This window comes from uncultured Sphaerochaeta sp., from assembly GCF_963676625.2.
GTDB lineage: Bacteria > Spirochaetota > Spirochaetia > Sphaerochaetales > Sphaerochaetaceae > Sphaerochaeta.
The window spans coordinates 105,955-131,991 of the sequence record NZ_CAXXYB010000013.1; the positions used below are offsets into that span (position 1 = coordinate 105,955).

Here is a 26,037-nt window from a genome sequence, read left to right on the forward strand (position 1 = left end):
TTGGAGACACATATGAACCAATACGAATTTTTTCTCTGCAGCTCCCTTGAGAAGGTTTTCCCTGATAAAAGACCGACCGCCTTGGTCAAGGACTCTTTCATGGCAGCAATCGGAGATACCTTTTCATTCCAGCTGGTCTATCAGCTCACCAATGCAGATAACAGTTGCAGATTTGAATACTTTGACATTTCCTTGCAAACAGAAGCAGGCGAATCTACGTTCAGGGATGTAGAACTTGTACCAGCCCAATATCTGGCAACCGAAAAGCGTGACCGCTTCTACCTTTCGACGACTCCTGGTCTCTTCCCAGATCTGCTCCTTCCTTCCAAGGGACGCATCAGGCCAATGGCCGATCAATACAGGAGCCTCTGGATAACCCTTCCCTTGCAGGATTGCAAGAGCGGGACCTATTCGCTTACCCTGAATGCCAGCAAGGTCGTGGTCGATCCCGATACAAACGAAGAGAAGCAAATTGCCAATACTTTTTGGAGAAAAACCTTGCATCTTACCGTGCTTGACCAAAAGTTACCCGCCCTGAAACTGTTTCACACCGAATGGTTCCATGTCGATTGCCTATGCAACTATTATCATGTACAGGCCTGGAGCGAGGAACACTGGCAAATAGTACACAACTATATTCGTTTTGCTGCCAAGGAATGTGCCATAAACCTGTTGCTCACCCCAATCTTTACACCCCCTCTCGATACAAGCATCGGCGGCGAGCGAACAACGGTACAGCTGGTCTCCATTAGTAAAAAGGAAGATTCCTACACGTTTGATTTTTCAAAATTCAGACGTTGGTGTGCTGTATGCAAGGAAGAAGGGATTACTTCCCTGGAATTCGCCCATTTCTTTACCCAGTGGGGTGCGAAAAAAACCCCAAAGATACTGGTTGAGGAAGATGGCAAAGAAAAACAGCTGTTTGGCTGGCATGTGGCAGCTACCGATCCTGCCTATCGGAATTTTCTCGAAGCTTTCGTTCCTGCTCTTCTTAAAGAAGCACAAGAAGCAGGTTTCGACCGAACCCATCTGTTTTTCCATATCTCTGATGAACCCAATGATTCGAACATGGACAGCTACCTTGCTGCAAAGAATCAAATTGCCGATCTTCTGGAAGGGTACCAGATCATGGATGCCCTCAGCAGTTATGAGTTCTATAAAAAAGGTTGCGTACAAATCCCGATTCCTGCCAATGACCATATTGAATTGTTCAAGGAAAATGTACGGCCGCTCTGGACTTACTATTGCATAGCCCAAGGCAACTTGGTTCCCAATCGATTCCTTGCGCTCCCCAGTGCCAGAAACAGGATCATGGGAGTGTTATGCTATCTGTATGAAATCTCTGGATTCCTTCATTGGGGATATAATTTTTATAATGATGAGAATTCACGTAATGCCATCAACCCCTTTACCACCACCGATGGCAACAAGGCCTTTCCAGCTGGGGATCCTTTTTTGGTATACCCTGGCAAGGATGGACAACCACTCTCTTCCTTGAGAAATGAAGTACAGAAAGAGGCCTTTTTTGATTTACGGTACCTTTGTATGCTGGAGTCAAGAATTGGAAGGGAAAAAGTGATCGAACTTGTCAAATCGGAACAAAACTGTTCCTTCACTTTTACCGATTACCCACGCGCCCCTGAGTATCTGTTGCAATTACGAGAAAAAGTACTGGATCGATTGATAGAGACTTCCCTGGACGAAAAGCTTCTGAGGATTTTGTAACCAAGGAACCCTCAGCTTTTTTCTCCTCTGTTTTTCCTTCCTCTTTTCTGATATCATGTGGCAATTTCCATGTGGATAAACTACGTAAGAGGAGGAAAAACAATAATGCAACTAAGTAAATCACAAGTTCGAACGGTAATGAACATCATGACCGTAGTGTTATTGGTCCTCCTGTTTTGCTCGATTATCCTTGGATACCTCATGCAAACGCTACGATCGGATACATTTGAGAATTACCAATCGATGAGTGCCTTCGTGAAAAATTCCCTGGATGATCAGTTGCAGAACATTCGTCGCTATTCACTTTTCTTGGAACTGAACACCACCAGTATCGATACTGCAAAACATACTCAATCCTATGAACGGGTCCCTGATCCCATCTACAAGCTTTCCCTGGATCTCTTGAATTATCAGTCGATTACCCCCATCGTAGATGATATTTACATCTATTACCCTAAATCTGATTTGATAGTGGGAAATATTGGTTGCTTCCCTTCCAAATCCTTTTTTGCACTCTATCGCAATCAACATACGGACACGTACGCAAATTGGATCGAGGATATTTCTACGGCACCTCTTGAGTTATCAGTACTGTCATTTCCCCAGAAGCAATCTCTCTGCTATCTGAGAAGAATCGGGGATGACCAGAATCCCCAAGGATATATCGTGTTTGTCTTGAACATCAAGAACTTGTTTTCATCCTTCTCAGAGCAAATTACCCCAACTATCAAGAATTTCAAGCTCTCCTTGCTTGCAGACGGGATTCCCTTGATCCAGGAGAACTATCGCTCGTCAACAGAGAACCTATTGGAGGGAATTGACCTTGCAAATGGTAAATATGAAATACTCAATAAAAATTCCTTGCAAATTCACGTCATTCCATCAAGCTTTTCAAATCTTTCCTATGTAAACATCTATGATCTTGGAGATAGCTATCGTTCCTTGAGGTTGTTACTCATTCTCACGCTAGGGGGAATCCTTCTCATCGGAATTGCGGCATTTATCCTCTCGCTGAGCCTCAGTGTGGCCACAAGCAAACCGCTACGGGAACTCCTGTTGAAAATGGGAGCTTCCCCTGACTCAGTTTCAGATGAATATACAACCATAAACAATAGATTGGACTTGCTTCTGGATGAAAAATCCTTGCGAATATCCAAACTGGAAGCCCAACAAGACAATATTGATAGCCTATTCTTGCTCTTGCTGCTCTCCCCTTCGCTTACCAGTGAGGAACAAGCATTCCAAATAGCCAAACGCAATGGAATCATGATGCAAAACCAGTATTTCTATCCTATTATTTTTTCATCACCACAGGATATTGGCCAGGTCAATAATGATAGATTCATGTCACTTCTCACTGAATTGGGCTATGAGTGCTGGGCAACTCCATGGAAAAGTTTTTTTGTCATGGTTCTCCATGCAGATGAAGTCCTGGAGAATCAACAGCTGGAGAACCTTGCCAGAACGATCAGGGAACAAGTCTTCGTCTCCGTTGATACCCAAGCTCTTATCGCCCTTGGTTCAGACTCCTTACTGGGAATCAGGGATCGCTTCACTGCTGTCTTGAAAGAGTATCCAGGCAATTCCAGAAACGCGGGATCGATACTGTTTGCAAGCGAAAAGAATGACAACTCCACTCTCTTGCAATCCTTGGAACTGGCTCTCAAGAAAAACGATGGGCATGCCATCTTGGTAGTGATCGACTCAATGTTTAATGGACAAAAAACAATTTCAAAAACAATGGGAGAACCGTTAGCTGAGGTATTCAATACATATTTTCGTGCACAGTCCATCGCTCATGAAATAGGTACTGATGAACAAGGGGTATACTGGAAATCAAGATTCTTGTCAGTCCTTTCGCTCTGCACCAAGGAAGTTGCAAGCCCAGCTAAGGTTTTTTCGCAACCTAGTATGGCAAAACAGGCAAAAGAGATCATCGATAGTGAATATACCGACTATTTTTTAGGCTTGTATAAACTTGCAGAGAAATTATCAGTCAGCAACTCATACCTTTCAACAACCTTCAAGGAAACCTATGGAATTGGAGTCGTGCAATATATCAACCAGTTGAGAATCAAGCTGGCAAAAGAGATGCTCCTTTCAACAAATAAAAGCATCAAGGAGATTGCCCTGGAAGTCGGATTCTCCAGCGACATCTCCTTTATCAGGGTATTCAAGAGATATGAGAGGAAAACTCCTGGAATGTTACGGAAGTAGCTTGGCTTTCTTTGGTTTGGCTGTTGACTCCCTTTCGATCAAGGTGAAGGGAAGAGCAATATTCACGTTCATCTTGCTTTCACTGGTTATCAGCGAATGGAGCATGGAAACTGACATATGGCCCATTTCCGAAACCGGTTGCCGAATTGTCGTCAAACGGGGAATGGTATATGAAGATATTTCGATATCATCGCACCCTACCACCGAAATATCACCAGGGACATGATACCCCTGGTCCTCCAAGTATCTCATTGCCCCAATGGCCAATTCATCGGTAATGGCAAACAAAGCAGAAAAAGATAGTTTCCGATCAAGCAATTCTTTCATTCCCGCCATACCATCAGGAATACTGTAAGAATCGACAAAAACAACATTTTTCTCATCATAGGAAATTCCAGCAGCTTCCAGTGCATTCATATACCCTTGCCAGCGTTGGTTTCCGAAAGAATATCGTTTCCCGCAGATAAGGGCAATTTCTTTATGACCGAGCATGATCAAGTGGTTAACGGCAGCGCAAGCAGCTTCTTTCTCGCTGATATGTATACTGGTCGCCTTCCACTGTTCCTTCTCAAAGGTAGCGATTACAGAAGGAATATCATTTGTTTCCAAGTACTCATGGAACTCAGGCAACTCTATCTCATGAAGCAAGATTACCCCATCAGTCTTTTCACCTTTCAGTCGTCTCAGGCAGGCTGTTTCACTCTCCTGACTCATGGCAACGAAATAAAAACTGGAATGGTAGCCAAATTCCTCCAAATGATGCTCAATATCAGAAAATAATTGACGTTGGAACATATTGAACGTCATGGGGATAATGATCCCGACCGTAAAACTACGTTTCATGACCATGTCCCTCGCAGCTCTGTTGGGAACATATCCGGTAGCTTTTACCATTTGCAGGATTTTTGCCCTCTTCTCGGGATTCACATTCTGCTTATCATTGATTACCCGGGAAACAGTAGAGACCGAGACGCCTGCCTTTTCTGCTATTTCTTTGATACTTACCATATTCGATTCCTTTAGAGCAATTGACTAATCACAGTATATCTTTTTATACAACTTCAAGGAGTGGATAAGCAACTGGTTCATCATAGGGACATCACTGCTCTGACAGTTTTTTCATATGTTTGAAAGGGAGATAGCTCAAAAGCTCTTCCCCCGAATGGAATAAACCATCCAATCGATGAGAAATCCAGCCATCGTTGATCTCTCCTGTCCCCGATTCGTAACGTCCAAGGTTATCATCACAATACAGATGGCCAATATACTTGTGATAGGTTTCAAGGACAGAAAAACCTGGCATTTGGCCGTCCTTCACTCATTGCATCAGATCCTTTTGTCTCGTACCGAATAATTCCAAAGGATTCAATACCAAGTTTATATTCCCAGTCGGTTGTATAGCAACGGTTTCTTCCTTGCATCGAGGTTCACGATTTTTCCCGATGCAAGGGAAATACTTGCCCCTTGCGTTACTACCATGGCTGAATAGCCATCCCAGGCATCAGAACCAAGAAATTGCTGCTCGTTTCTGATACTTTCTATCCAACTTGCCATTTCCATGCGATAGGATTCAGAAAAATATTGCCTAAAATCATCAGATAGCGCAACAGATCTTCCGCTTTTATTTCTCACGACAATTTTCTCGGGAGCAAGCGTGGAGACAACCCCTTCCTGGCAAACGACCTCAACGGACACCTCATAGCCATAGGAAGCATTTACATACACCTCGGCAACGGCACGCGTCCCATTTTCCATACCCATATTGATTATCAGCAAGTCCTGGGCATCCATAGGTAAGCTTTCCCTGGATTTCAAGCCACATACAAAAACCTGCTGAACCTCAGAGTCCAGTATCCATCGAGCAGAATCCACATCGTGCCCTGCTGAATTATTCAAAATAAACGCACCGGAATTTGCATACATCGCCGAGGCATTTCGATGTACTCCCTTCCAGAGAAGCGGTTTTCCCAGATTCCCTGACTGACATTCCTTTCTGACATCACAATGCCAAGGATCGAAACGTCGGTTGAATCCAAGAGAAACCAGTTTTCTGCCCAGAGAGACTTCCTTTTCAATAATTCTCAAGCCATCCTGTAGATTAGTTGCCAAAGGTTTTTCACAAAACACAGGCTTCCCCTCTTCAAGACAAGATAAAACGAACTCTGCGTGAGTATTGTCAGGGGAAGCAATAACAACTGCATCGACACACTTGTCAAGAATCAATGCATAAGGATCCTTATATCGGTGAGGATTACCTGTCAATCGAGCAATGGATTCCATTTTATCTGCATCTTTATCCGAAAGGGCGACAAGTCTTGCACCAGCCAAGGAAGAATACATATTCAGGGCATGTTGCCCTCCCATTCCTCCGGCACCAATGATGCCGATCGAAACGATTGAATCGCCCATATGAATCCTCCCTGATCATCAAATTTTACAGCAGTTCCAACATATAACCAAGAAAAGCAGAAAGGGGGAGAGCATTACCTAGCCTCCCCCAAAAGCATACAGACAACTTCTAGAGCTTATCCAAGGCAGCTTGCGCGGTTTCCTTTGTAATTACATCGACGCCGCTATCAATCCGCTTCTCGATTGTCTCACCTTTTGATAGTTTGATGGCATTCTCAACAGCTAAATATCCCATCATCTCTGGTTTCTGGGCAACGGATCCAAACAGCCCATCGGCCAGAATCGATTCCAGGGCACCCTTGTTTCCGTCAGTACCGACAACAGCGGCATTCACTTTTGCCTGCTGGAGTGCACGTAAGGCACCCAAGGCCATCTCATCATTTGAGGCGAACACTGCATCAACTTTCTTGTTGACCTGCAAGATATTCTGCATGGTCGTATAAGCCTTCTCACGGTCACTATATCCAGGCTGACGGGAAAGAATCTCATATCCAGCAGCCTTGAAAGCATCCTGGGCTCCATCAGCTCTCTGGGTTGTGGTCGGATTTCCCGGTGCACCTTCAATGATGACTACCTTTCCGCTCTTTCCGACTTTCTTGATTATTGCCTCGGCTCCGAGTTTTCCGGCAGCATAGTTTTCAGTGCCGATGAACGTAGCATAATCTGTAAAGCCATCAGGCATGGGGGTATCAACCAATATTACCGGAATTCCCTTGGCCTTTGCCGAATTCAAGACATTGACTGCAGTCGCCGGCTGGGACGGTGAAAAAATCAAGGCCACAGGGTTTGCCGTCAAAGCATCTTGTACCATGTTGATTTGCTGCTCAATCGCGTCTTCGGAGGGAGGACCAAGCTTGGTCAGATCAACATTATACTTTGCCGCTGCTTCATCTGCACCGGCGACAACACGTTTCCAATACTCACTGCTTAGTGTCTTGAGAACCATGGAAACTTTCATTTTGCCACCGCTTGCAGCAGTGTCAACTTCTTTTCCACCCTGTGCAAAAACATTTGCAGGGATGAGAAAAAGCACCAGAATCAGAAGAACCACGCTAATTTTTTTCATTTCAATCCTCCTTTTTGTCATGAAACGAAGAAGATACCGAAAACTTATTTCCAAAGGAAGTGCAATGCACTTTCCTTGTTTCTTAATGGGAAACTTTGGATTTACGCTGGCGAAGGACATCAAGATACACAGCCAGGATAATGACAACACCTATTGCAACGGTCTGGTAGGCAGAATCTACATTCAATAGATTCAACCCATTTCTCAAAACGGCAATAACCAAAACTCCGATAATGGTGTTTCCTATCTTGCCTACTCCACCAGAAAAGCTGGCACCACCTATAATGACTGCCGCAATGGCATCGGTTTCATAGTCAAGCCCGGCAAGGGGATAGGCAGCATTTACACGACCGACCAATACGATACCTGCCAAGGCCGCGGTAAAACCACTGATTGTATAGACAACACAGAGAACCTTATCTACGTTGATGCCACTCAACCTACTGGCTTCAACATTTCCGCCGACAGCATAGATATGCCTTCCCATTGCTGTCCTGGTCAAAAACATATACATACAAAAATAGAGAACGGCAACCAGTAAGGCGCTCACAGGAATAGGTCCTACGGAACGACTGCCCAAGAACTGGACGGGAGCAGCAAACCCACTTATCGGGGCAGCAGCTGTTACGGCCAGGGCAAATCCCCTTGCTATATACTTTGTGCCCATCGTAGAGATGAAGGGATGCGGAAGTTTTAGTTTTGTAAGCAAGAGCCCATTGAAAAGACCAATGAGACTTCCGACGACAAGACACAGGAACATTGAAATATAGGGATCAATTCCCAGGTTCACGGCAAAGATACCCATCATCATGATGGATAAGGCAAGAATTGAACCCACCGAAAGATCGATACCGGCTGTCAGGATTGCCAAGAACCCGCCAACCGATATTATGGCAGTTACAGTAGCTTGCGCCGCGACATTCTTCAGGTTATCAACAGTCAGAAACCGAGGTGACAGTATTGCAATGATAATGCACAAGACTACCAAACTGAGAATAATTCCATAGCTATGGTGCTTTGTGTGCGTTGCCCTTTCCCTGAGTTTCTTCTTTAGATTCATTACCGATAAATTCATAACTGCTTCCTCCGCCCATTTTTTCAGATATCTTTTGTATTTTTGATAGAAACGGGACTGTTTGTACGCAAGGATTCATTGGCCGCCAAAACCAACTCCAATGCCATAAGGCCCTCTTCAACCGGTACAGAAGAAGGATTCCCTTCCCTGAGATCAGAAATAAAATGTTCCATTTCAGCTAGATAAGCAGCCTTGAAACGTTCCAGGAACCCGGGAATCGTCTCTTTATGGATACCTTGGGAATCCATAACTCTTAGAGATGAATCATTGAGCTTTCCGATAAAGGCAGCTCCTTGGGTACAGACAACCTCAGTTCTCACATCGTACCCATATGAAGAATTCCGACTGCCTTCCAAGGAGCAAAGAAATCCATTCTCGAACGTAAAATCAATATTGACATGATCAATATCCCCGATTTTAAGCAATTCGTCATATCGAACTACGCCACCCCTGGCATACACCTGGGTTACCTCTGAACCGGAAAACCAACGGCAGAGATCAATGTCATGCACGCAAAGATCAGCTATCAGACCACCACTCGTCTTTGCAAAGGCAAGAGGAGGACAGGAAGGATCGCGACTGATCCCCAATAGGGAGATCGGCTTTCCGATTGCCCCACTTTCAATCATCTTCTTAGCTTGCTGATACCCCTTGTCAAAGCGTCGCATGAAGCCCAATTGGACAAACGCTTTCTTTTCATGTACCAGTGTTTTGAGAGCCAAAGCTTCCTTTCTGTCAAGGGTAAGGGGTTTCTCACAGAAAATTGCTTTTCCTGCCTGCAAAGAGGCAACTATCATTTCATAATGCATACTTGTAGAGGAAGCTATTACTACAGCATCAAGCTCCTTCAGGGCCAGAAGTTCATGATAATCCTGAAAAGTTTGCACCAGGGGGTACTGACTTTGGAAACGATTCAGTACCTCCGGGGAAGAATCTGACACAGCCAACAATTCAGAGCCAAGGATACAACCTGCAATATTTGCAGCATGCTGAGAACCAAGTCGCCCCAATCCTATTACACCACACCGTATCTTTGTCATATTGTCCTCTTTATTTAAGCATTTACCCGTATACCGGAAGCAGCATACATAATGTTTTCCTGAGTAAAGGCATCTCGCAGGAACTCCCCTGTTATCTCACCTTCATGCATGACAATGATGCGATCAGCCATACCCATGCATTCATCCATCTCAGAACTTATCATGATGACAGCAGCCCCCTTGCTGACCAGTTCGTTGATCAGGTTGTACACTTCTATCTTTGCTCCAACATCTATGCCTCTGGTCGGTTCATCGAAAATAAAGATCCTGGCTTGGGTCATCAGCCATTTGGCAATGACCACCTTTTGTTGATTTCCACCGCTCAATTGACCGGCAAGCGTGGCGACACTGGGAACTTTGATCCTCATGTCAGTTACCATTTTCTGCGAAGCTTCCTTGATCTTCTTGAGATCAATGAAGAATTTCCTTTTCTTGAAGTCCTCCAAATTTACCAAGGTAGAATTGAATTCCACTGATTGCAGCAAGATCAATCCTTGGTTTTTTCTGTCTTCAGTAAGGAAGGCTATTCCGGCATGAATCGAATCCCTGGGTGATTTTATTGTTACTTTTTCTCCACCGATGAAAATCGCTCCTGAATCCAGGGGATCTGCGCCGGTAAGTCCCCTTGCCATCTCGGTACGTCCGGCACCGACAAGACCGGAAACCCCAAGGATCTCTCCTTCATGAACTGAAAAACAGATATCATTGAACAAACCTTTTCTTGAAAGTCCTTTTACCTCTAGGGAAACTGGACCAATGGGAAATTCTTTCTTTGGATATTTATGCTTGATATCATGGCCTACCATTTGTTTGATAATGGTATCGATAGCGACTGAATGCATTTGTTCTTCGGCAACCACAGTTCCGTCGCGCATGACAGTCAGGGAATCACAAATCAACTTTATCTCTTCCAACCTATGTGAGATGAAAATCATCGTTACATTCTTTTTTTTGAGCTTTTCCACTATTCGAAAAAGCTCTTTCGTCTCTTTTTCACTCAAACTGGCCGTAGGTTCATCCATAATTATCAATTTTGCATTGGCATGGACAGCCTTACAGATTTCCACCATCTGCCGTCTACCAACTCCAAGCAGCCCTATTGCAAGGTTAGGGTCGATATCAAGTTCAAAATCTTTCAATAGATTGAGTGTCTGCTGCTTTGCTTCGGCCCGGTCAAGAAATACATTATTCTTTTTCAGCTCCCTGCCGAGAAAAATATTTTCGGTGACTGTCATATAGGGAACCTGATTCAATTCTTGATATATACAGGCAATACCCAGATCCATCGCCTGATGGGGCGTAAAGGAGGGATAGGATTGACCATCAAAGAGTATATCCCCGGAATCAGGAGAATGGGCTCCGGCCAAGACCTTTATCAGTGTTGACTTTCCTGCACCGTTCTCTCCCACCAACCCATGGACTTCCCCTTTCTTGACTACCATGCTTACACTATCCAAGGCGAGCACCCCAGGAAATCTTTTTGTAATTGTACGCAATTCCAGTAAGTTCAAATCCTCTTTCACCTACTCCTCCTTACAAAACTGAATTTTCCATTATTGAGCAACTATGTTTGGGGTCAGGCACGGTATTCACAGGTTGACCAGTTACGATGAAGGTAAGGCTCTAAGCTAGCAGATATTTGTTCAGACTTAGTGAAAACGTTACCATAATGTTATGGTTGCATCAATTTATTACTTTGTCAAATAATACTTTAAATTATTTTACAATCTATTTATTAGTTCCAAATAAAGAAAATGCTTTACAAACAATTTCTTCGTAGTATACTCAAATATGTCTGATAACGTTTTCATGAAAGAATTAATAAATACGGAACATCCTAACAATAAAGGAAGGAATCAAATGACAGGGAAATTAAAAATTGGTATTATCGGAGCGGGTAGAATCGGACGTTTACATACGGAAAATATATCACGTATGGTTCCGAGTGTAGAAATAGTTGCAGTATCGGATGTCAATATGACAGAAGATATCCGTGTGTGGGCAACGGAACTTGGCATCCCTCTTATCTCAAAGGATTCGATGGATATCATTAATAATCCAGAAATCACGGCTGTCATTATTTGCAGTTCCACAGCGACGCATGCTGACTTGATCATGGCCGCAGCAAAAACCGGAAAACATGTATTTTGCGAGAAACCCATCGACTTGTCGGTTATAAAAGGCCTTGAGGCAATACGGGTAGCAAAAAAACATCACGTAAAATTGCAACTTGGATTCAACAGACGCTTTGACCACAATTTCCAACAAGTAAGAGACCTGGCGGAATCAGGAAAAGTTGGGAATATCCACCTCGTAAAAATTACTTCCAGGGATCCCGCTCCTCCAAGCCCTGCCTATGTCGCTGTTTCGGGCGGCATCTTTTTGGACATGATGATCCATGATTTTGACATGGCACGTTTCCAGGCTGGCAGCGAAATAAAGGAAGTATATGCCACCGGTGCGGTACTGGTAGATCCTGAAATCGGGAAAGCCGGCGATATCGATACGGCAATCGTCACCCTCAAATTTGCAAATGGAGCCCTTGGTGTAATCGACAATTCTCGCCAGGCAGTCTATGGCTACGACCAAAGGGTCGAGGTCTTTGGTTCGAAGGGCTCAGCCCAGGCAGAGAATGACACGGCTACCTCGGTCAAGCTCTCCACTGTCGAGGGAGTATCAAGCGATAAGCCCCTTTATTTCTTCCTGCAGCGTTACAAAGATGCCTACATCAGGGAAATCACTTCCTTTGCAGATGCAATTCTCAATGATACTGAAGTCCAAGTTTCGGGCGAAGATGGATTTGAGGATATGATTGCCGCCTTGGCTGCAGGAAAATCACTGAAGGAAAATCGTCCGGTAACAATAGATGAAATGAAAAAAGAACTTGGAGTATAGCAATGCAAATCAGGCATAAAGGTCCTTACGTACAGGGATATACTGAATTGGTCCCCCGTTCGGGAGAAACCGCTGACATGTTCATGAGCTTTGGCGTATTGGTTCTCGCCCCCGGTGAGGCCTGGCAAGATAAAGGCGATAGCAGGGATGAACGAATATGGTTGCTGGCAAAGGGAAGTGCAACAATTTCCTGGGAAAAGGAACAATGCGAGATTTCACGAACCGATCTGTTCAACCAGGAACCCTGGGTCCTTTCAGTCCCCTCCACTGTGGGAGTTGCAATCGAGGCAGGGGAAAGCGGAGCGGAGTTTTATCGCTGCGCAACAGACAATCCCTTGCAGTTTGCCTCACGCATGTACACTCCACCGGAATGCAAAAGTGAATTTCGCGGCGCAGGAATGATGAATGAAACCTCGACAAGAATCGTAAGGACTGTCTTTGACGATACCAACAGACCTGAATCCAATCTTGTAATCGGTGAAGTCATAGGAATCCCGGGAAAGTGGTCGAGCTATCCACCTCACCATCATCCTCAACCGGAAATTTATCATTACAGGGTTCTTCCGGAACAAGGGTTCGGTTTCTGTGCGATCGGAGACACCCCCTACCTCATCAAGGACAAGGATACAATCCTTATCCATGAGAAAGAAGTACATCCCCATGTTACGGCCCCAGGCTATGCCCTGTGGTATCTCTGGGTCATCAGGCATCTCGAGGGCAATAGATATGGAGTCCAGACCGTTCCTGAGCAATACCAATGGGTAACAAAACCAGGGGCATCAATATGGTCCCCAAAAGATCCCCAATAGAAAAGGAGTCACTATGGAAACTATTCGATTGACAATGGCCCAGGCATTGCTCCGTTTTCTGGACAACCAGTACATAGAATTCGATGGCGAAACTACAAAGTTCGTACAGGGAGTCTTTGGTATATTCGGGCACGGGTGCGTGGTCGGCTTGGGAGAAGCCTTGGCAGCAAAAGAGAATACCCTTCCCTTCTATCAGGCAAAGAACGAACAGGGGGCAGTACATGCCGCCTGTGGATACGCGAAAGAAAACAATCGGCGCAGGATCATGGCAGTTACCACTTCCATCGGTCCAGGAGCCTTGAACATGGTACCAGGGGCAGGAACTGCAACAGCGAACCATATCCCTGTACTCTTGCTTCCAGGCGATGCATTTGCCTGCAGGCAACCTGACCCAGTTCTCCAACAAATTGAAATTCCTTATGACTATACAAACACCTCAAACGATGCCTTTCGTGCGGTCAGCCGGTATTGGGACAGGGTGAACAGACCGGAACAACTCATGACTGCAATGATCAACGCCATGAGGGTTTTGACCGACCCCTCTGAAACGGGGGCAGTTACCGTAGCATTGCCTCAGGATGTCCAAGGGGAAGCCTATGACTATCCAATTGAATTTCTGGAAAAGAGAGTACATCACATCGACCGAAGGGAACCTACCTCAGGGCAAATTCAAAGGACTGTCGAAGCAATACAAAAATCCAGAAAACCCTTGGTTATTTGCGGCGGTGGAGTTCGCTATTCCGAAGCCGGGGAAGAATTGGAACGCTTTTGTGCAACGTTCAAAATTCCTTTTGCAGAGACACAATCAGGGAAGGGATGCATTCTTTGGGATAACGAATACAACCTATCAGGCATAGGGAGCACGGGAGGGCTTGCCGCAAACAGACTTGCCAAACAAGCAGACCTGGTCATTGGAGTGGGAACTCGGCTCGGCGACTTCACGACTTGCTCAAAATGGTTGTTCCAGAATCCTGCATGCCAGTTCCTCTCTATCAACGTCTCTGGATTCGATGCCTATAAAATGAATGGACAGCCAATCATCGCAGATGCAAAGGCCACGTTGCAAGATGTGACCAAAGCCCTGCAACCCACTGGATACCAAGCCCATTGGGAAGACCAGATAGCCAAGGTGAAAAAAGAATGGAACCTAGAGGTCAACCGCCTCTATTGCGAAGACATACCTGAAAGGCTCTCCCAGGTACGGGTACTCGGGGAATTGAATGAACACCTTTTACCAAAGGACACCATCGTCATCTCAGGGTCGGGATCCATTCCCAGTGATATGCAGCGGGTATGGAGAGCACGGGTAAAGGGAACCTATCACGTTGAATATGCCTTTTCTTGCATGGGTTATGAAATAGCCGCTGCCTTGGGAGCAAAGCTTGCCCATAAGGATAGGCAAGTCGTTGCCTTGGTCGGAGATGGTGCCTATACAATGTTGCACACGGAATTGCTTACCGCGGTGCAGGAGCACCAAAAAATCATTGTCATCGTCCTGGACAACGAAGGGTTCCAATGTATAGACAATCTGCAACACAGCCAAGGTATCGTTCACTATGGAAATGAATGGAAGACCAGGGAAGCGGATACTGGAAAACTAACGGGACCTTCCCTTTCAGTCAATTATGCAATGAATGCCGAAAGTTGGGGTGCGGTGGGTCTGCATGCAGATACCATAGAAGAACTCAAGACCTGCGTACATACTGCCTTGCAAGAAAAGCGACCGGTAGTCATTCATGTCCATGTGGCACCTAAATCCATGTCCCAGGGATATGAATCCTGGTGGCGCGTAGGAACGGCCCAGGTCTCTGACAATCCTGAGGTTGTCAAAGCTTGGGACTCAATGCAACAAGAAATAAAAACTGTACGAAAATTCTAGGCGGGAGAAAAATACAATGGGTAATAATAAGATTTTGTTGGCAATCGCTCCGATTGGATGGACAAATGATGATCTTCCGGAACTCGGAGGGGATATTCCCTTCGAGCAATGTGTCAGTGAAATGGCTCTTGCCGGGTTTCGCGGATGCGAAGTAGGAAATAAGTATCCCAAGGATACGAATATCTTGAAAAAGGCTTTGGAACTGCGAAACCTTTCCATTTGCAATGCCTGGTTCAGTACCTATCTTACTACCCTTCCCTACGAAGAAGTGGAAAAGGCCTTTATCAAGCATTGTGATTTTCTGCATACGATGGGTGCCACCATTGTGGGAGTCGCAGAACAAGGGAATTCCATTCAAGGTAGGCAGGACCTTCCTGTATTTGACGCAAAACCTCACTTCTCTGAGCATCAATGGCAACAAGTAACACAAGGCTTGAACAGATTGGGCAAAGTAGCCCTGTCAAAAGGCCTCAGACTTACCTACCACCACCATATGGGAACAGGGGTGCAGACAACCGAAGAGATCAACAGACTCATGGAATCGACAGACCCAGATCTGGTCGGTCTCCTGTACGACAGCGGTCATATCGCTTTCTCAGGAGAAGATCCGATGGATACCCTTCATACTTGGTTTCCCCGCATCCGGCACGTCCATCTGAAAGACGTGCGCAAGGAACGCAGGAATCTGGCAATACAGGAAAAATGGTCGTTCCTCAAGGGAGTGAAAAAAGGTGTATTCACCGTCCCTGGTGATGGATGCATTGATTTCAAACCAATTTTTACCGAACTGAAGGATCGAGGATACAGTGGCTGGTGGGTCGTAGAGGCAGAACAGGACCCAGCAGAGGCCAATCCCCTTACCTATGCCATGAAGGCAAGAAAATACATCCTGGATAATGCAGGAATCTAAAGCAGGAGAATCAAGAAAATGGACAAAAAAATTCGTGTAGGTGTCGCTGGATATGGAGTGATTGGGCAGAGACTGGCTGATGGCGTAGCGTTGCAGGGCGATATGGAACTGATTGGGGTAGCCGATGTCTTTCCCACTCTCAGTGTACGGGCCCTGAAAGAAAAAGGAATGCCCTACAAGCTATTTGCGGCTTCCCAGGACGGCAAGCAAGCTCTTGAGGAAGCACATATTCCTGTCAGTGGGATGCTGGAGGATCTGGTACAGCAAGTAGACATCATGCTCGATGCAACCAGCGCAGGAATAGGTGCAAAAAACAAGGTCCTGTATGAAAAATATGGCAAGCATGCCATTTTCCAGGGAGGAGAAAGCAATGATGTTGCCAATGTATTCTTCCATGGATATGCCAATTATGAGAAAGGACTTGGAGTCGACTACCTCAAGTTGACTTCCTGCAACACCACCGGCCTTATCAGGGCAGTCGACTGCTTGGATCGCACCGTGGGAGTCGAGAAGGTAGCCATTACCATCATTCGTCGTGTGGCAGACCCCGGCGACTATCATAGAGGCTTGACCAATGCCCTGAAGGTAGACAAGGCCCCGAGTCACCAAGCCCTTGACCTGATGACCATCATGCCCCATGTACAGGCAACGGGCATCCTTATCCATACTCCTGTCACCCATGGACATATCATCACCGTAGTGCTTACCCCCAAGAAGGATATCAGCATCGAGGAAGCCATAGAGACTTTTGAGAAACATCCGCGTATCAGGGTGGTATCCATTGACGAAGGATTTTTGGGAAACGCAAGTCTCTTCCGCTACGCAAGGGATTTGGGCAATCCTCGAGGGGATATGTATGAAATAGCCTTATGGAAAGATACCGTCGTAAAGAGTGGGAGGGATTTGATGTTCGCCATCAACATTCCCCAGGAATCTGTTGTCATCCCGGAGAATATGGATGCAATTCGTTCTTCCATGAAAATGCAACTTACCAGAGAGGACGGAACTTCCACGACAAATAGATATTTAGGAATAGGAAAATGGAAAAATCAGGACTGAAGATACAGACTTTGGAGGATTTCGACCTGAAGGGACGGACTGTATTGTTCCGTCCCGATATCAATTCCCCCATTGATGTAAAAACAAAAAAGATTGCAAACACGAATCGACTGGAAAAAGCAGCCCCTACCTTGAAGGCACTCCTTGAGGCAGGAGCAAAGGTTGCCCTGATTGCCCATCAAGGAGACACCCTGGATTACCAGAATCTCATTCCCCTTACAGAACATGCTCACATTCTTTCAGTGCTTACAGGAGCCAAGGTCGCATATATTGACGATGTCTGCGGCCCGGCAGCTATTTCGGCTGTCAAGGCACTCAAGGAAGGGGAAGCAATCATACTCGGAAATCTCCGGTATCTATCAGAAGAGGTGACCGCCTTCGAGAAAGAGGTGAAACTGACTCCAAGCCAGATGCAAGATACTTGGCTAGTAAGATCACTGGGACCTTTGGTGGACCTCTACGTAAATGATGCCTTTGCAGCGGCCCATCGAAATGCTCCCTCCATGGTAGCTTTCCAGGAATTCTTGCCGACCGCGGGAGGACGGCAACTCGTTGCAGAGTACTCAGCCCTTTCTAGTGTAGCGGCAACTCCCCTTCGCCCTTGTATATTTGTCCTGGGAGGAGGAAAAATTTCCGATGCCTTTGGGATGATGAGAAATGTATTGGCATCAGGGACAGCGGACAAGATACTTACCACGGGAATCACCGGGTTGGTCATGTTGCTGGCACAAGGAGTCAAACTTGGGGCAAAGACAGAAAAGTTTCTATCTGACAGGGATTTGACAGTGTTTATAGAAGAAGCCAAGTCACTTCTCCAGGAATGGGGAGATTCCTTTCTATTTCCACAAGATCTTGCCTATGAAAAGGAAGGGAAAAGGGCAGAAACCACTATCCAGGCGTTTGCTACGACACCTGCCATCCAAGAGAATCTTTTTCTGGATATCGGGGAGCAGACAATTCAACAATATGTTGAGGTAATAGCACGGGCAGGCACCATATTCGTGAACGGACCGGCGGGAGTCTATGAGGACCCACGCTGGGAAAAAGGAACCCAAAGAATATGGAAGGCCATTGCAAAAGCTCCTGGTTTTACTGTCATCGGAGGAGGAGATAGCGTCAGCGCTGCCGCCAAGTTCACGGAACTCAAGGATTTCTCCTATGTATGTACCGCAGGTGGTGCGATGGTAAGATTCCTTTCGGGGAAAAAATTGCCTCTTATTGAAGCCATGGAAAAGGCGTATGAAAGAAACCTCCTTGAGCCTATTCGTTAGCCAGATCAATTGCATTTGATTTGGAAAAGTGGAATAAGGAAAATCTTGATCGCCTCAGTAGCAAAAGCCTTTTTCGGAAACAAAACCTGGGGAAGGCTTTTCTTTCTTGTCCCAATGGGAAAATTCACGATTTTACCCTCGAAAAGGAGGTAGCAGCATGCAAGTAGAATACAAAAGGAAAAGCCAAATTTTTTCAGTGGGGACAGAAAATTTGCTCGGGACCTTTGAGCCGAACCCCTTTCCCCTTGCAGGGAACCCCTTCGAAGCAATAACACAGGCATGTAAACAACCTTCCAGAGGAGTACAGCTCGATGCCTTTTTGGAAGGTGCAAAAACGGTATTGGTCATCGTAAACGATGCAACCCGCCCGACTCCTACCTCCGAGATGCTTCAGGCCCTGCTTCCTGTTTTGGCAAAACATGGCATTGGTTCTCAATCGGGACTTACCATTCTGATAGCCACGGGAGCCCATAGGGGTGCCAAGGATCAAGAATTCTCCCAAATCCTCGGATCCCTGGAACCAAGTCTTAGAAATTGTTGCATATCCCATGATGCAAGGGACAAGGAATCCTTGGTATATCTTGGGACAACACGAAACCAAACCCCTATCATCCTCAACAAACTGTTGTTTAATTCAGACAGGATTATTGTCACGGGAAGTGTGGAACCTCATTATTTTGCTGGATTCACAGGAGGCCGAAAAGCTTTTCTGCCAGGAATTGCCGGCTATGACACGATTGTGGCAAACCATAAGTTGGCTTTGTCGCCCAAGGCACATTCTCTGGCCCTGGAAGGAAATCCTGTCCATGAGGATATGATGGATGCCTTGAATCTGATCAAAGTTCCTATATTCTCCTTGATGGCAATTCTGGACAGCGAGCAGAAAATTGCAGCAATGACAGCAGGGAATATACAAGAAGCTTTCTTTGAAGCCGTCAAGATCGCAAAACAAATCTTTTGTGTATCCATTCCAGAACAAGCTGATGTCGTTGTCTCGGTAGCCAAGTTTCCCATGGACATAAACCTCTACCAGTCACAAAAAGCAATCGACAATGGAGCTCTTGCAGTAAAGGATGGTGGGACACTCATTCTGGTCTCCTCTTGCCGAGAAGGACTCGGCGATGAAACCTTTGCAAAGTTGCTTTCACAATCATCCTCACCTGACGATGCCCTGTTGAAAATTTCTGCAGAATACAAGCTGGGGTATCACAAGGCAGCAAAAATGGCAGCGGTAGCCAAGCGGATAAAGCTCGAAGCCCTAACAGAATTGGAAGACTCCCATTTATCGGATCTATTCATAACACCCGTTCATGATTTGCAGAAGGCAATTGACCAAGCTCTGGACGAAGCGAAAAAGAGGGGAATTTCAGAACCGAAAGTACTTGTCCTGCCTGATGGGTGTGTCACTGTACCTGAAATTTGATTCGACAAACAATGGTTATTGCCAAAGATTGCACAATCAGCATAAAAAAGGAGCCAACTATATATGCAACAACCCATTATTGGTATCAACCTACCAAGGACTCTTTCGTTTGAGGCTCTTGATACAGCACTTGATACAATCAAGACAAACGGATTTGACGCGGTGGAAATCAATATAGAAACCTTCCCCCTGATCATCGGAGGAGAAATTTGCAGACCTTGGGTCGATGTGCTCAAGGCAAGCCTGCAAAAGCATGACTTATCATACTCAGCCCATATAGGGAGAGGATTGGACCTCAGGAATCTTTCGAATCCCCAACTACACAAACGAGTGCTCAATGCCTCCCTGGATATCTGCGCTGAACTGAAACTGAATCCCTTGGTTCTCCACTATGAAGTGCAATCCCAGAATCAACTTGCAGAGAAGCAGTTTCTTGAAGCCCATAGAGAGGCTGCCAAGAAAGCCATGCAACTAGGTTTAACTATCTGTGTGGAAAATATCGAGGTTGAATTGGTTGAACCCGTTGTGCAGTTGGTGGAAACCATCAATCATCCCAATCTCCGATTGAACTTGGACACGGGCCATGCTTTCCTGGCCGCTCATTATTTTCACTTTGATTTTCTCAAGGCTGTGGAGAGAATGGTGCCACTTTTGGGCCATATGCATCTGAATGACAACACAGGGACCTTTGAGGAATTGAGGATTACCAATCGACCGACCTATGATGGGCTGTCCATGAACCAAAGAAGGGAGTTTGGTCGTGGAGACATCCACCTTCCACCCTACTTCGGCACAGTTCCCTTCAAAGAGGTGTTCGCCCGTATTCCGCAGTCATACCACGGCAAATTCATATGCGAATATACTTCAGAGGCATTTGGCCCTTTGAATGCCGGCATACAACAGGAAATACGGAAAAAAATCTTGGAATCACGAAAGAAGGCATGAACCATTCATACTGGTATCAGTATAGGACTTTTGTACGATTTTTATGAAAACGTTATCATATATTAACACTTTTATTAACAGATAAAAAACTATGTTATTTTATGCTATATCAAAGTTTTATTAAAATAATGCAGAAAAGTTTGACAAAATAATGAACCAGTGTAATCATATATTTATGATAACGTTTTCTTATATTGTTCAATACATGAATCCAGGGTATCAGGAATATCGAGAACATAGTCCCAATCATCCACCAAGGTTTCCTGCCAGTGTCAGTCACAGGGAAAAAACGTTTTAAAAAGGAAAACTTACCAAGAAGGAGGTAGCAAGTACCAAGGGAATTAAGGTGGATACGAAAAGCAAAATTATTCGAGCATGAAAGAATGCCCGAATAATGCATAAAAACAGGAGGAAAAATGAAAAAACTTATTCTTGTCCTGACGATGGCGGCCTTGATGGTCATGCCATTGTTTGCACAGGCAACACAGGAACAAACCACAAAGGAATCCTATGAAACTCTTCAGATGTATACGGCCCTTGATACGGAAGAGGCCCAATACTATCTCGATGCCTTTGAGAAATCCTCAGGGATCAAGGTTGAGTACGTACGGATGAGCTCCGGAGAAGTACTGGCCAGGGTTGAAGCGGAGAAGATGAATCCTCAGGCTAGCGTTTGGTTCGGAGGTTCGAATACCGACCACATCAATGCAAAGTCCAAGGATCTCTTGATTCCTTACAAACCAAAAACAGATTTTGAACTTGAACCCATGTTGCATGCGGATGACTATAGTTGGAATGGTTTTTATACCGGGGCAATCGGGTTTGTCAGTAACACCGACTTTTTGAAAAAAAACAATCTCAATCCACCGACATCCTGGGATGACCTGCTCAATCCAGTTTACAAGGGACAAATTGAAATGGCTTACCCGTACACCTCCGGGACAGCTTACACTACCTTGGCAACGATTATCCAGATGAAAGGACTTGAGGGAGCACTTGATTGGTGGCAAAAGTTCGATGCGAACATTCACCAATACACAAAATCAGGAACTGCCTGTATCGCACGTGCAGGACTTGGCGAATGCGGCCTCGGAATTGGATTTTCGCATGACATCATAGCCAAGGGCATTGCCCTGGGATATCCTCTCGTTCTCTCTTTCCCCAAGGAAGGAACAGGTTACGAAGTTGGTGCCGTATCTATGCTCAAAGGTGCAAAACAGGTCAAGGAAGCACAGATTTTCATGGACTGGTGTTTCAGCGTAGAAGCCCAAAATCTTTTCAAGAAATATTCCAGGCTTCCCGTAAATCCAAAGGCTACTGTTGCTGAGGGAGCTGTAAAACTGAGCGATATCAAACTTATCAATTACAATGCAGTAAAGATGGGTATGGAAAAAGATGCCAACGTAGAAGCTTGGCGGAATCGAATCGGAAAATAATTCCTTTGGTTGCTTCAATGCAATTCTTGCGATAATACTCTATACACTTTTGTACCCTATAGGTATTGGCAGGAATTGCATTTCTTTATCTATTTGAGGTCAAGCTATGAAAAAATTCAAATTCAGCAATACTACCAGAATGAATGATGTACGGAAAATGCTCGGGGAACCCTTTCTCATGCTGGCTATTCTCGTAGTATTTTACCTACTCATCCTATTTGTCATCTTCCCCATTTTCAAGGTTTTCAAGACAAGCCTTTCCTACGACGGGCGATTCAGTCTGAAAAACTACACTGACGTTCTCAAGCAATCCTATTATATACAACCTCTCATCAATAGCATGATATTGGGAATCCTGACGGCAACCATCGGAACGTTCATTGGTTTTACGTTTGCTTACGCAATTACCAGGACTCCCATGAAAGGAAAGGGAATATTTCGAACCATCGCGACCTTTCCCATGGTATCCCCTCCTTTTGTGGTTGCCTTGGCTTGTATTCTTCTTTTCGGTAGATCCGGATTTTTTGCAGGGGCCATCGGAAACATCTACGGCCTCACCGGTTTGACAATTGTAGAAGTCATTGCCTATACCCCTACGGCATTCCTTGCCTTGGTGGGAGTCTTGCATGCCATAGACCCTTCCTTGGAAGAAGCCGCCATGGATTGCGGAGCTTCCAGGATCAAGATATTCAAAACCATCATTTTCCCTCTGGCAACTCCCGGTATTGTCAGTGCCTGGCTTTTGGTGTTCATTCAATCCTTGGCCGATTTTGGCAATCCCATGATTCTTTCAGGTAATTTCTCAGTATTGTCCGTACAAGCCTATTTGCAAATCACAGGAATGTATGACCTTGCCAGAGGATCTACCTTGGCAATCCTTTTGCTGGTTCCTACGTTCGTGGCTTTTTACCTGCAGAAATATCTGCTTTCCAAGAAGTCCTATGTCACCGTTACGGGAAAACCGACTTCAGCCACGATAAAGAACCTGGAATGGTATATAAAACTACCCGTATATACGATTTGCGTCATCTTTGCCTTTATGGTAGTTCTCTTCTACAGCATGGTTGTATGGGGATCTTTCCAGAAACTCTGGGGAGTTGACTCCACGTTGACCTTCAACAACTATATAAATATGTGGAAGGTTGGAAAGGGCTATATCATGGACTCCCTGATCATCTCTGTCATTGTCACTCCCATTACTGGAGTTCTGAGTATGTTCATAGCCTATCTTATTACCAGAAAACGTTTCATCGGAAGAAATTTCATTGAATTCTCTTCCATGTTGACCTTTGCTGTTCCGGGGACCGTTGTCGGTATCGGATATATCCTGGCATTCAACACCCCTTCGCTGCTCTTGCCTGTAACCCTTACAGGAACAGGTTTCATAATCATAACTCTTTTGATTTTCAGGAATCTTCCTGTTGGAATTCGAAACGGAATAGCTGCAATCCAGCAAATCGACCCTTCCATAGAAGAAGCTTCGATTGACCTCGGGGCAGATAGCAGTTTGACCTTTCGAAAGATTACCCTCCCGATGATAACCCCAGCCTTTTTCTCTGGGCTGGCCAATAGTTTCGTCCGATCCATGACGGCCATAAGTGCCATTATCTTCGTGGTCTCGGGACGATGGAATTTGATTACCGTTGCCGTTCTCGGATTTGTAGATAACAGCCAGTATGCCCAGGCCGCTGCTATGAGTCTCTTGCTCATCACTATCGTACTGATAGCCTTGGGAGCAATCAAACTGGTTACGGATAAAATGGGACAGGGAATGAATTCCTCCCAAATCATTGAATAGGAAGCATACCATGAAACAAAACTATCTGGAATTGAAAGAACTGACAAAAGTATTTGGCAAAGGGGATTCCCAATTTGTAGCAGTCGACCATATCAATCTTACGGTAAAGGAAGGTGAATTGGTTACCTTGCTAGGACCTTCAGGATGTGGAAAGACGACTACCTTACGGATGATCGCGGGTTTCCACACCCCGACTTCGGGAGACGTTTTGATCGATGAGGTAGGTATCAATGACATGCCTCCGAACAAAAGACCCACGGCGATGGTTTTCCAAAACTATGCACTATTTCCACATATGACGGTATTTGAAAATATTGCCTATGGATTGAGGATTCGAAAGGAAAGCAAAGAGGAAATAACAAAGAAAGTCGAGAATATCATGAACCTCATAGGCCTCGAGAACCTGGGCAATCGCCAGCCTCGGGAATTATCAGGAGGCCAACAACAGAGAGTCAGTCTTGCAAGGGCCTTGGTAATGGAACCCAAGGTATTGCTTTTCGACGAACCCTTGTCCAATCTGGATGCAAAATTACGTATCTCAACAAGATTGGAAATACGCAAACTACAGCAGAGGGTCGGGATTACCTCAGTATATGTCACCCATGACCAAGAAGAGGCAATGACGCTTTCCGATCAAGTAGTGATCATGACCAAAGGAAAGATTCAGCAAATAGGTACTCCTGCCGAAATTTACAGCCATCCGGCAAACCAGTTTGTAGCAGGTTTCATAGGAAAAGCCAATTTCCTTCCGGCAGTGGTATCGAGCCTGACTGAGGATCAGATCATTCTCGAGTATCTTGGAAAAAAGATTGCAGCTCCACGCTGGAACAAAAGCATCAAGGAAAAGGATCAAGTCCTGGTTGTGGCTCGTCCGGAATCCATTATTCCCGAGCTCCCCTCTCCTGACCTGGTTGAGGGAATAGTTGCAAATTCCATCTATTTTGGCTCCCAGATGCTCTATGAGGTGCAACTCAGTGATGGACGGACGTTGCAAATTGAAGTTGCTGACCCGCAATACCAAAGGCAGTTCGAGAAAGGCCATAAGGTAGGCTTGTCGTTCAAGGATAGGAGTCTTCATGTTTTGCCATTGGAGGAAAATTGCAATGGATTATGATATTTTAATGGTCGGCCACATTTCCAAGGATATTCTCATTGACCATGAGGGAGTGCGTCAGGAACTTATAGGAGGAGCCGTAGTATACTCTTCCTTTGCTGCCGCTTGTTCAAAAAACAAAGTCAAAGTTGTTACCAAGTTGTCCCTCAAGGATTCCTCTATTTTGGAAGATCTCCAAAGGGAAGGCATCGATTGGGAAGTATTAGGTTCTCGGGCAAGTACATCCATCAGGAACACCTACTATACTGCTGACAAGGAACGGAGAAAAGTTGAGCTGGTATCTCAGGCTGACCCTTTTATTCTTGGGGATTTGGAAACCGAGGTTGCATCCATCTATCATTTGGCAGGACTGTTTGCAGGAGAAATACCGGACTCCTTCATTGAACCGCTTTCAAAAAGGGGGTTGGTTGCCCTGGATGCCCAGGGAGTCCTGCGATGCCTGGATAGCGAAGGCAATCTTGCCTTCAACGATTGGGACAGAAAACGGAAGTTGCTTCCGCTTGTGACATTCTTCAAGACCGATGCCGCTGAGGCGGAAATTCTGACAGGTTTCTCCGATCGACGAATGGCCGCCTTGACTCTCAATCGTTGGGGTGCCAAGGAAGTCATGCTTACCCATAATTCGGAGGTGTTGGTATGCGCTGATAAAAAATTCTTTACCGCCCCATTTACGAATACCAATAATTCTGGAAGAACAGGCCGCGGAGACACTACATTTGCAGCCTATCTAGCTTGGAGAAAAGATCATGGAATAGAGGAATCAACATCGTATGCAGCAGCTCTTTGCAGCATCAAGATGGAAAACCCCGGCCCTTTCAAAGGAACAAGCACAGATGTTTTGAACCGAATACGGAATGATAAAAATATAAGTTAATTTTCTTGATATATTTCGTACAACCTGAGTACTGGCATATTTCTATCTTAATAAAAGACAAAAATATGCCAAGGATATGAAGCTACTTTCTT

21 protein-coding genes are annotated in these 26,037 nt (G+C 45.3%); 14 read left to right on the top strand and 7 right to left on the bottom strand.

Translation table 11 applies throughout. From position 1 onward, the window contains the following. The first annotated feature begins 12 nt into the window (after window positions 1–12). Both ACHZBG_RS16890 and ACHZBG_RS16895 read left to right on the top strand, forming a co-directional pair. Window positions 13–1,725 (top strand): DUF4091 domain-containing protein, encoded by a 1,713-nt coding sequence (locus ACHZBG_RS16890; RefSeq protein ID WP_320130636.1) that lies wholly within the window; start codon window positions 13–15, stop codon window positions 1,723–1,725. 105 nt (window positions 1,726–1,830) lie between these two features. Beyond that, window positions 1,831–3,942, top strand: a complete 2,112-nt coding sequence (locus ACHZBG_RS16895) for an AraC family transcriptional regulator (RefSeq protein WP_320130637.1) — start codon at window positions 1,831–1,833, stop codon at window positions 3,940–3,942. On the opposite strand, the gene ACHZBG_RS16900 is transcribed toward ACHZBG_RS16895, so the two are convergent. The 7 genes from ACHZBG_RS16900 to ACHZBG_RS16930 form a co-directional block, all read right to left on the bottom strand. Next, the gene (locus ACHZBG_RS16900; RefSeq protein WP_320130638.1) at window positions 3,931–4,950 is read right to left on the bottom strand and encodes a LacI family DNA-binding transcriptional regulator; all 1,020 of its coding nucleotides are present in this window, start codon (window positions 4,948–4,950) and stop codon (window positions 3,931–3,933) included. The genes ACHZBG_RS16895 and ACHZBG_RS16900 overlap by 12 nt on opposite strands. Before the next feature lie 91 nt (window positions 4,951–5,041). Continuing rightward, window positions 5,042–5,245, bottom strand: a complete 204-nt coding sequence (locus ACHZBG_RS16905; RefSeq protein WP_320130639.1) for a hypothetical protein — start codon at window positions 5,243–5,245, stop codon at window positions 5,042–5,044. A gap of 74 nt (window positions 5,246–5,319) precedes the next feature. Next, window positions 5,320–6,351: a Gfo/Idh/MocA family oxidoreductase gene (locus tag ACHZBG_RS16910; RefSeq protein WP_320130640.1), complete on the bottom strand. Its 1,032-nt coding sequence runs from the start codon at window positions 6,349–6,351 to the stop codon at window positions 5,320–5,322. Window positions 6,352–6,460: 109 nt separating this feature from the next. Next, window positions 6,461–7,417 carry a sugar ABC transporter substrate-binding protein gene (locus ACHZBG_RS16915; protein ID WP_320130641.1) on the bottom strand — a complete coding sequence of 319 codons (957 nt, stop codon included), beginning with the start codon at window positions 7,415–7,417 and terminating at the stop codon, window positions 6,461–6,463. A gap of 82 nt (window positions 7,418–7,499) precedes the next feature. Continuing rightward, the gene (locus ACHZBG_RS16920; RefSeq protein WP_320130642.1) at window positions 7,500–8,492 is read right to left on the bottom strand and encodes an ABC transporter permease; all 993 of its coding nucleotides are present in this window, start codon (window positions 8,490–8,492) and stop codon (window positions 7,500–7,502) included. 23 nt (window positions 8,493–8,515) lie between these two features. Beyond that, window positions 8,516–9,532, bottom strand: coding sequence for a Gfo/Idh/MocA family oxidoreductase (locus ACHZBG_RS16925; RefSeq protein ID WP_320130643.1), 1,017 nt, complete (start codon window positions 9,530–9,532; stop codon window positions 8,516–8,518). A gap of 14 nt (window positions 9,533–9,546) precedes the next feature. Next, on the bottom strand, window positions 9,547–11,055 hold the full coding sequence (locus ACHZBG_RS16930) for a sugar ABC transporter ATP-binding protein (protein WP_320130644.1): 1,509 nt from the start codon (window positions 11,053–11,055) through the stop codon (window positions 9,547–9,549). Between the two features lie 337 nt (window positions 11,056–11,392). Here ACHZBG_RS16930 and iolG point away from each other — a divergent pair, with 337 nt between their 5' ends. From iolG to ACHZBG_RS16990, 12 genes are all read left to right on the top strand, one after another. Further along, on the top strand, window positions 11,393–12,427 hold the full coding sequence (gene iolG / locus ACHZBG_RS16935; RefSeq protein WP_320130645.1) for an inositol 2-dehydrogenase: 1,035 nt from the start codon (window positions 11,393–11,395) through the stop codon (window positions 12,425–12,427). A gap of 2 nt (window positions 12,428–12,429) precedes the next feature. Continuing rightward, window positions 12,430–13,236: a 5-deoxy-glucuronate isomerase gene (locus ACHZBG_RS16940; RefSeq protein ID WP_320130646.1), complete on the top strand. Its 807-nt coding sequence runs from the start codon at window positions 12,430–12,432 to the stop codon at window positions 13,234–13,236. 13 nt (window positions 13,237–13,249) lie between these two features. Continuing rightward, window positions 13,250–15,115, top strand: a complete 1,866-nt coding sequence (iolD, locus tag ACHZBG_RS16945) for a 3D-(3,5/4)-trihydroxycyclohexane-1,2-dione acylhydrolase (decyclizing) (protein WP_320130647.1) — start codon at window positions 13,250–13,252, stop codon at window positions 15,113–15,115. Between the two features lie 16 nt (window positions 15,116–15,131). After that, window positions 15,132–16,025 (top strand): myo-inosose-2 dehydratase, encoded by an 894-nt coding sequence (gene iolE / locus ACHZBG_RS16950; RefSeq protein ID WP_320130648.1) that lies wholly within the window; start codon window positions 15,132–15,134, stop codon window positions 16,023–16,025. Between the two features lie 18 nt (window positions 16,026–16,043). Beyond that, window positions 16,044–17,084: a type II glyceraldehyde-3-phosphate dehydrogenase gene (locus ACHZBG_RS16955; RefSeq protein WP_320130649.1), complete on the top strand. Its 1,041-nt coding sequence runs from the start codon at window positions 16,044–16,046 to the stop codon at window positions 17,082–17,084. Beyond that, window positions 17,066–18,355 carry a phosphoglycerate kinase gene (locus ACHZBG_RS16960; RefSeq protein ID WP_320130650.1) on the top strand — a complete coding sequence of 430 codons (1,290 nt, stop codon included), beginning with the start codon at window positions 17,066–17,068 and terminating at the stop codon, window positions 18,353–18,355. Before ACHZBG_RS16955 ends, ACHZBG_RS16960 begins: the two co-directional genes overlap by 19 nt. Window positions 18,356–18,512: 157 nt before the next feature. Next, window positions 18,513–19,778 carry a nickel-dependent lactate racemase gene (gene larA, locus ACHZBG_RS16965; protein WP_320130651.1) on the top strand — a complete coding sequence of 422 codons (1,266 nt, stop codon included), beginning with the start codon at window positions 18,513–18,515 and terminating at the stop codon, window positions 19,776–19,778. 63 nt (window positions 19,779–19,841) lie between these two features. After that, complete coding sequence (locus tag ACHZBG_RS16970; protein ID WP_320130652.1) at window positions 19,842–20,723, top strand: sugar phosphate isomerase/epimerase family protein; 882 nt, start codon at window positions 19,842–19,844, stop codon at window positions 20,721–20,723. A 416-nt stretch (window positions 20,724–21,139) separates the two neighbouring features. Beyond that, window positions 21,140–22,159 carry an ABC transporter substrate-binding protein gene (locus ACHZBG_RS16975; RefSeq protein ID WP_320130653.1) on the top strand — a complete coding sequence of 340 codons (1,020 nt, stop codon included), beginning with the start codon at window positions 21,140–21,142 and terminating at the stop codon, window positions 22,157–22,159. A gap of 106 nt (window positions 22,160–22,265) precedes the next feature. Continuing rightward, entirely contained in the window at window positions 22,266–23,957 is a 1,692-nt protein-coding gene (locus tag ACHZBG_RS16980) for an iron ABC transporter permease (RefSeq protein WP_320130654.1), read from the top strand. A gap of 10 nt (window positions 23,958–23,967) precedes the next feature. Continuing rightward, window positions 23,968–25,071 carry an ABC transporter ATP-binding protein gene (locus ACHZBG_RS16985; protein ID WP_320130655.1) on the top strand — a complete coding sequence of 368 codons (1,104 nt, stop codon included), beginning with the start codon at window positions 23,968–23,970 and terminating at the stop codon, window positions 25,069–25,071. After that, window positions 25,061–25,945, top strand: a complete 885-nt coding sequence (locus tag ACHZBG_RS16990; RefSeq protein ID WP_320130656.1) for a PfkB family carbohydrate kinase — start codon at window positions 25,061–25,063, stop codon at window positions 25,943–25,945. The genes ACHZBG_RS16985 and ACHZBG_RS16990 overlap by 11 nt, the downstream gene beginning before the upstream one ends. Window positions 25,946–26,037 lie beyond the last annotated feature (92 nt).

What these genes read in the sequence shown, in the direction of transcription:
- ACHZBG_RS16905 (WP_320130639.1), bottom strand. Translation starts at nt 5,245, where the DNA reads ATGCCAGGTTTTTCTGTCCTTGAAACCTATCACAAGTATATTGGCCAT.
- ACHZBG_RS16900 (WP_320130638.1), bottom strand. Translation starts at nt 4,950, where the DNA reads ATGGTAAGTATCAAAGAAATAGCAGAAAAGGCAGGCGTCTCGGTCTCT.
- iolG (WP_320130645.1), top strand. Translation starts at nt 11,393, where the DNA reads ATGACAGGGAAATTAAAAATTGGTATTATCGGAGCGGGTAGAATCGGA.
- ACHZBG_RS16895 (WP_320130637.1), top strand. Translation starts at nt 1,831, where the DNA reads ATGCAACTAAGTAAATCACAAGTTCGAACGGTAATGAACATCATGACC.
- ACHZBG_RS16920 (WP_320130642.1), bottom strand. Translation starts at nt 8,492, where the DNA reads ATGAATTTATCGGTAATGAATCTAAAGAAGAAACTCAGGGAAAGGGCA.
- larA (WP_320130651.1), top strand. Translation starts at nt 18,513, where the DNA reads ATGCAAGTAGAATACAAAAGGAAAAGCCAAATTTTTTCAGTGGGGACA.
- ACHZBG_RS16990 (WP_320130656.1), top strand. Translation starts at nt 25,061, where the DNA reads ATGGATTATGATATTTTAATGGTCGGCCACATTTCCAAGGATATTCTC.
- ACHZBG_RS16980 (WP_320130654.1), top strand. Translation starts at nt 22,266, where the DNA reads ATGAAAAAATTCAAATTCAGCAATACTACCAGAATGAATGATGTACGG.
- ACHZBG_RS16960 (WP_320130650.1), top strand. Translation starts at nt 17,066, where the DNA reads ATGGAAAAATCAGGACTGAAGATACAGACTTTGGAGGATTTCGACCTG.
- ACHZBG_RS16940 (WP_320130646.1), top strand. Translation starts at nt 12,430, where the DNA reads ATGCAAATCAGGCATAAAGGTCCTTACGTACAGGGATATACTGAATTG.
- iolE (WP_320130648.1), top strand. Translation starts at nt 15,132, where the DNA reads ATGGGTAATAATAAGATTTTGTTGGCAATCGCTCCGATTGGATGGACA.
- ACHZBG_RS16910 (WP_320130640.1), bottom strand. Translation starts at nt 6,351, where the DNA reads ATGGGCGATTCAATCGTTTCGATCGGCATCATTGGTGCCGGAGGAATG.
- ACHZBG_RS16955 (WP_320130649.1), top strand. Translation starts at nt 16,044, where the DNA reads ATGGACAAAAAAATTCGTGTAGGTGTCGCTGGATATGGAGTGATTGGG.
- ACHZBG_RS16925 (WP_320130643.1), bottom strand. Translation starts at nt 9,532, where the DNA reads ATGACAAAGATACGGTGTGGTGTAATAGGATTGGGGCGACTTGGTTCT.
- iolD (WP_320130647.1), top strand. Translation starts at nt 13,250, where the DNA reads ATGGAAACTATTCGATTGACAATGGCCCAGGCATTGCTCCGTTTTCTG.
- ACHZBG_RS16975 (WP_320130653.1), top strand. Translation starts at nt 21,140, where the DNA reads ATGAAAAAACTTATTCTTGTCCTGACGATGGCGGCCTTGATGGTCATG.
- ACHZBG_RS16890 (WP_320130636.1), top strand. Translation starts at nt 13, where the DNA reads ATGAACCAATACGAATTTTTTCTCTGCAGCTCCCTTGAGAAGGTTTTC.
- ACHZBG_RS16970 (WP_320130652.1), top strand. Translation starts at nt 19,842, where the DNA reads ATGCAACAACCCATTATTGGTATCAACCTACCAAGGACTCTTTCGTTT.
- ACHZBG_RS16915 (WP_320130641.1), bottom strand. Translation starts at nt 7,417, where the DNA reads ATGAAAAAAATTAGCGTGGTTCTTCTGATTCTGGTGCTTTTTCTCATC.
- ACHZBG_RS16985 (WP_320130655.1), top strand. Translation starts at nt 23,968, where the DNA reads ATGAAACAAAACTATCTGGAATTGAAAGAACTGACAAAAGTATTTGGC.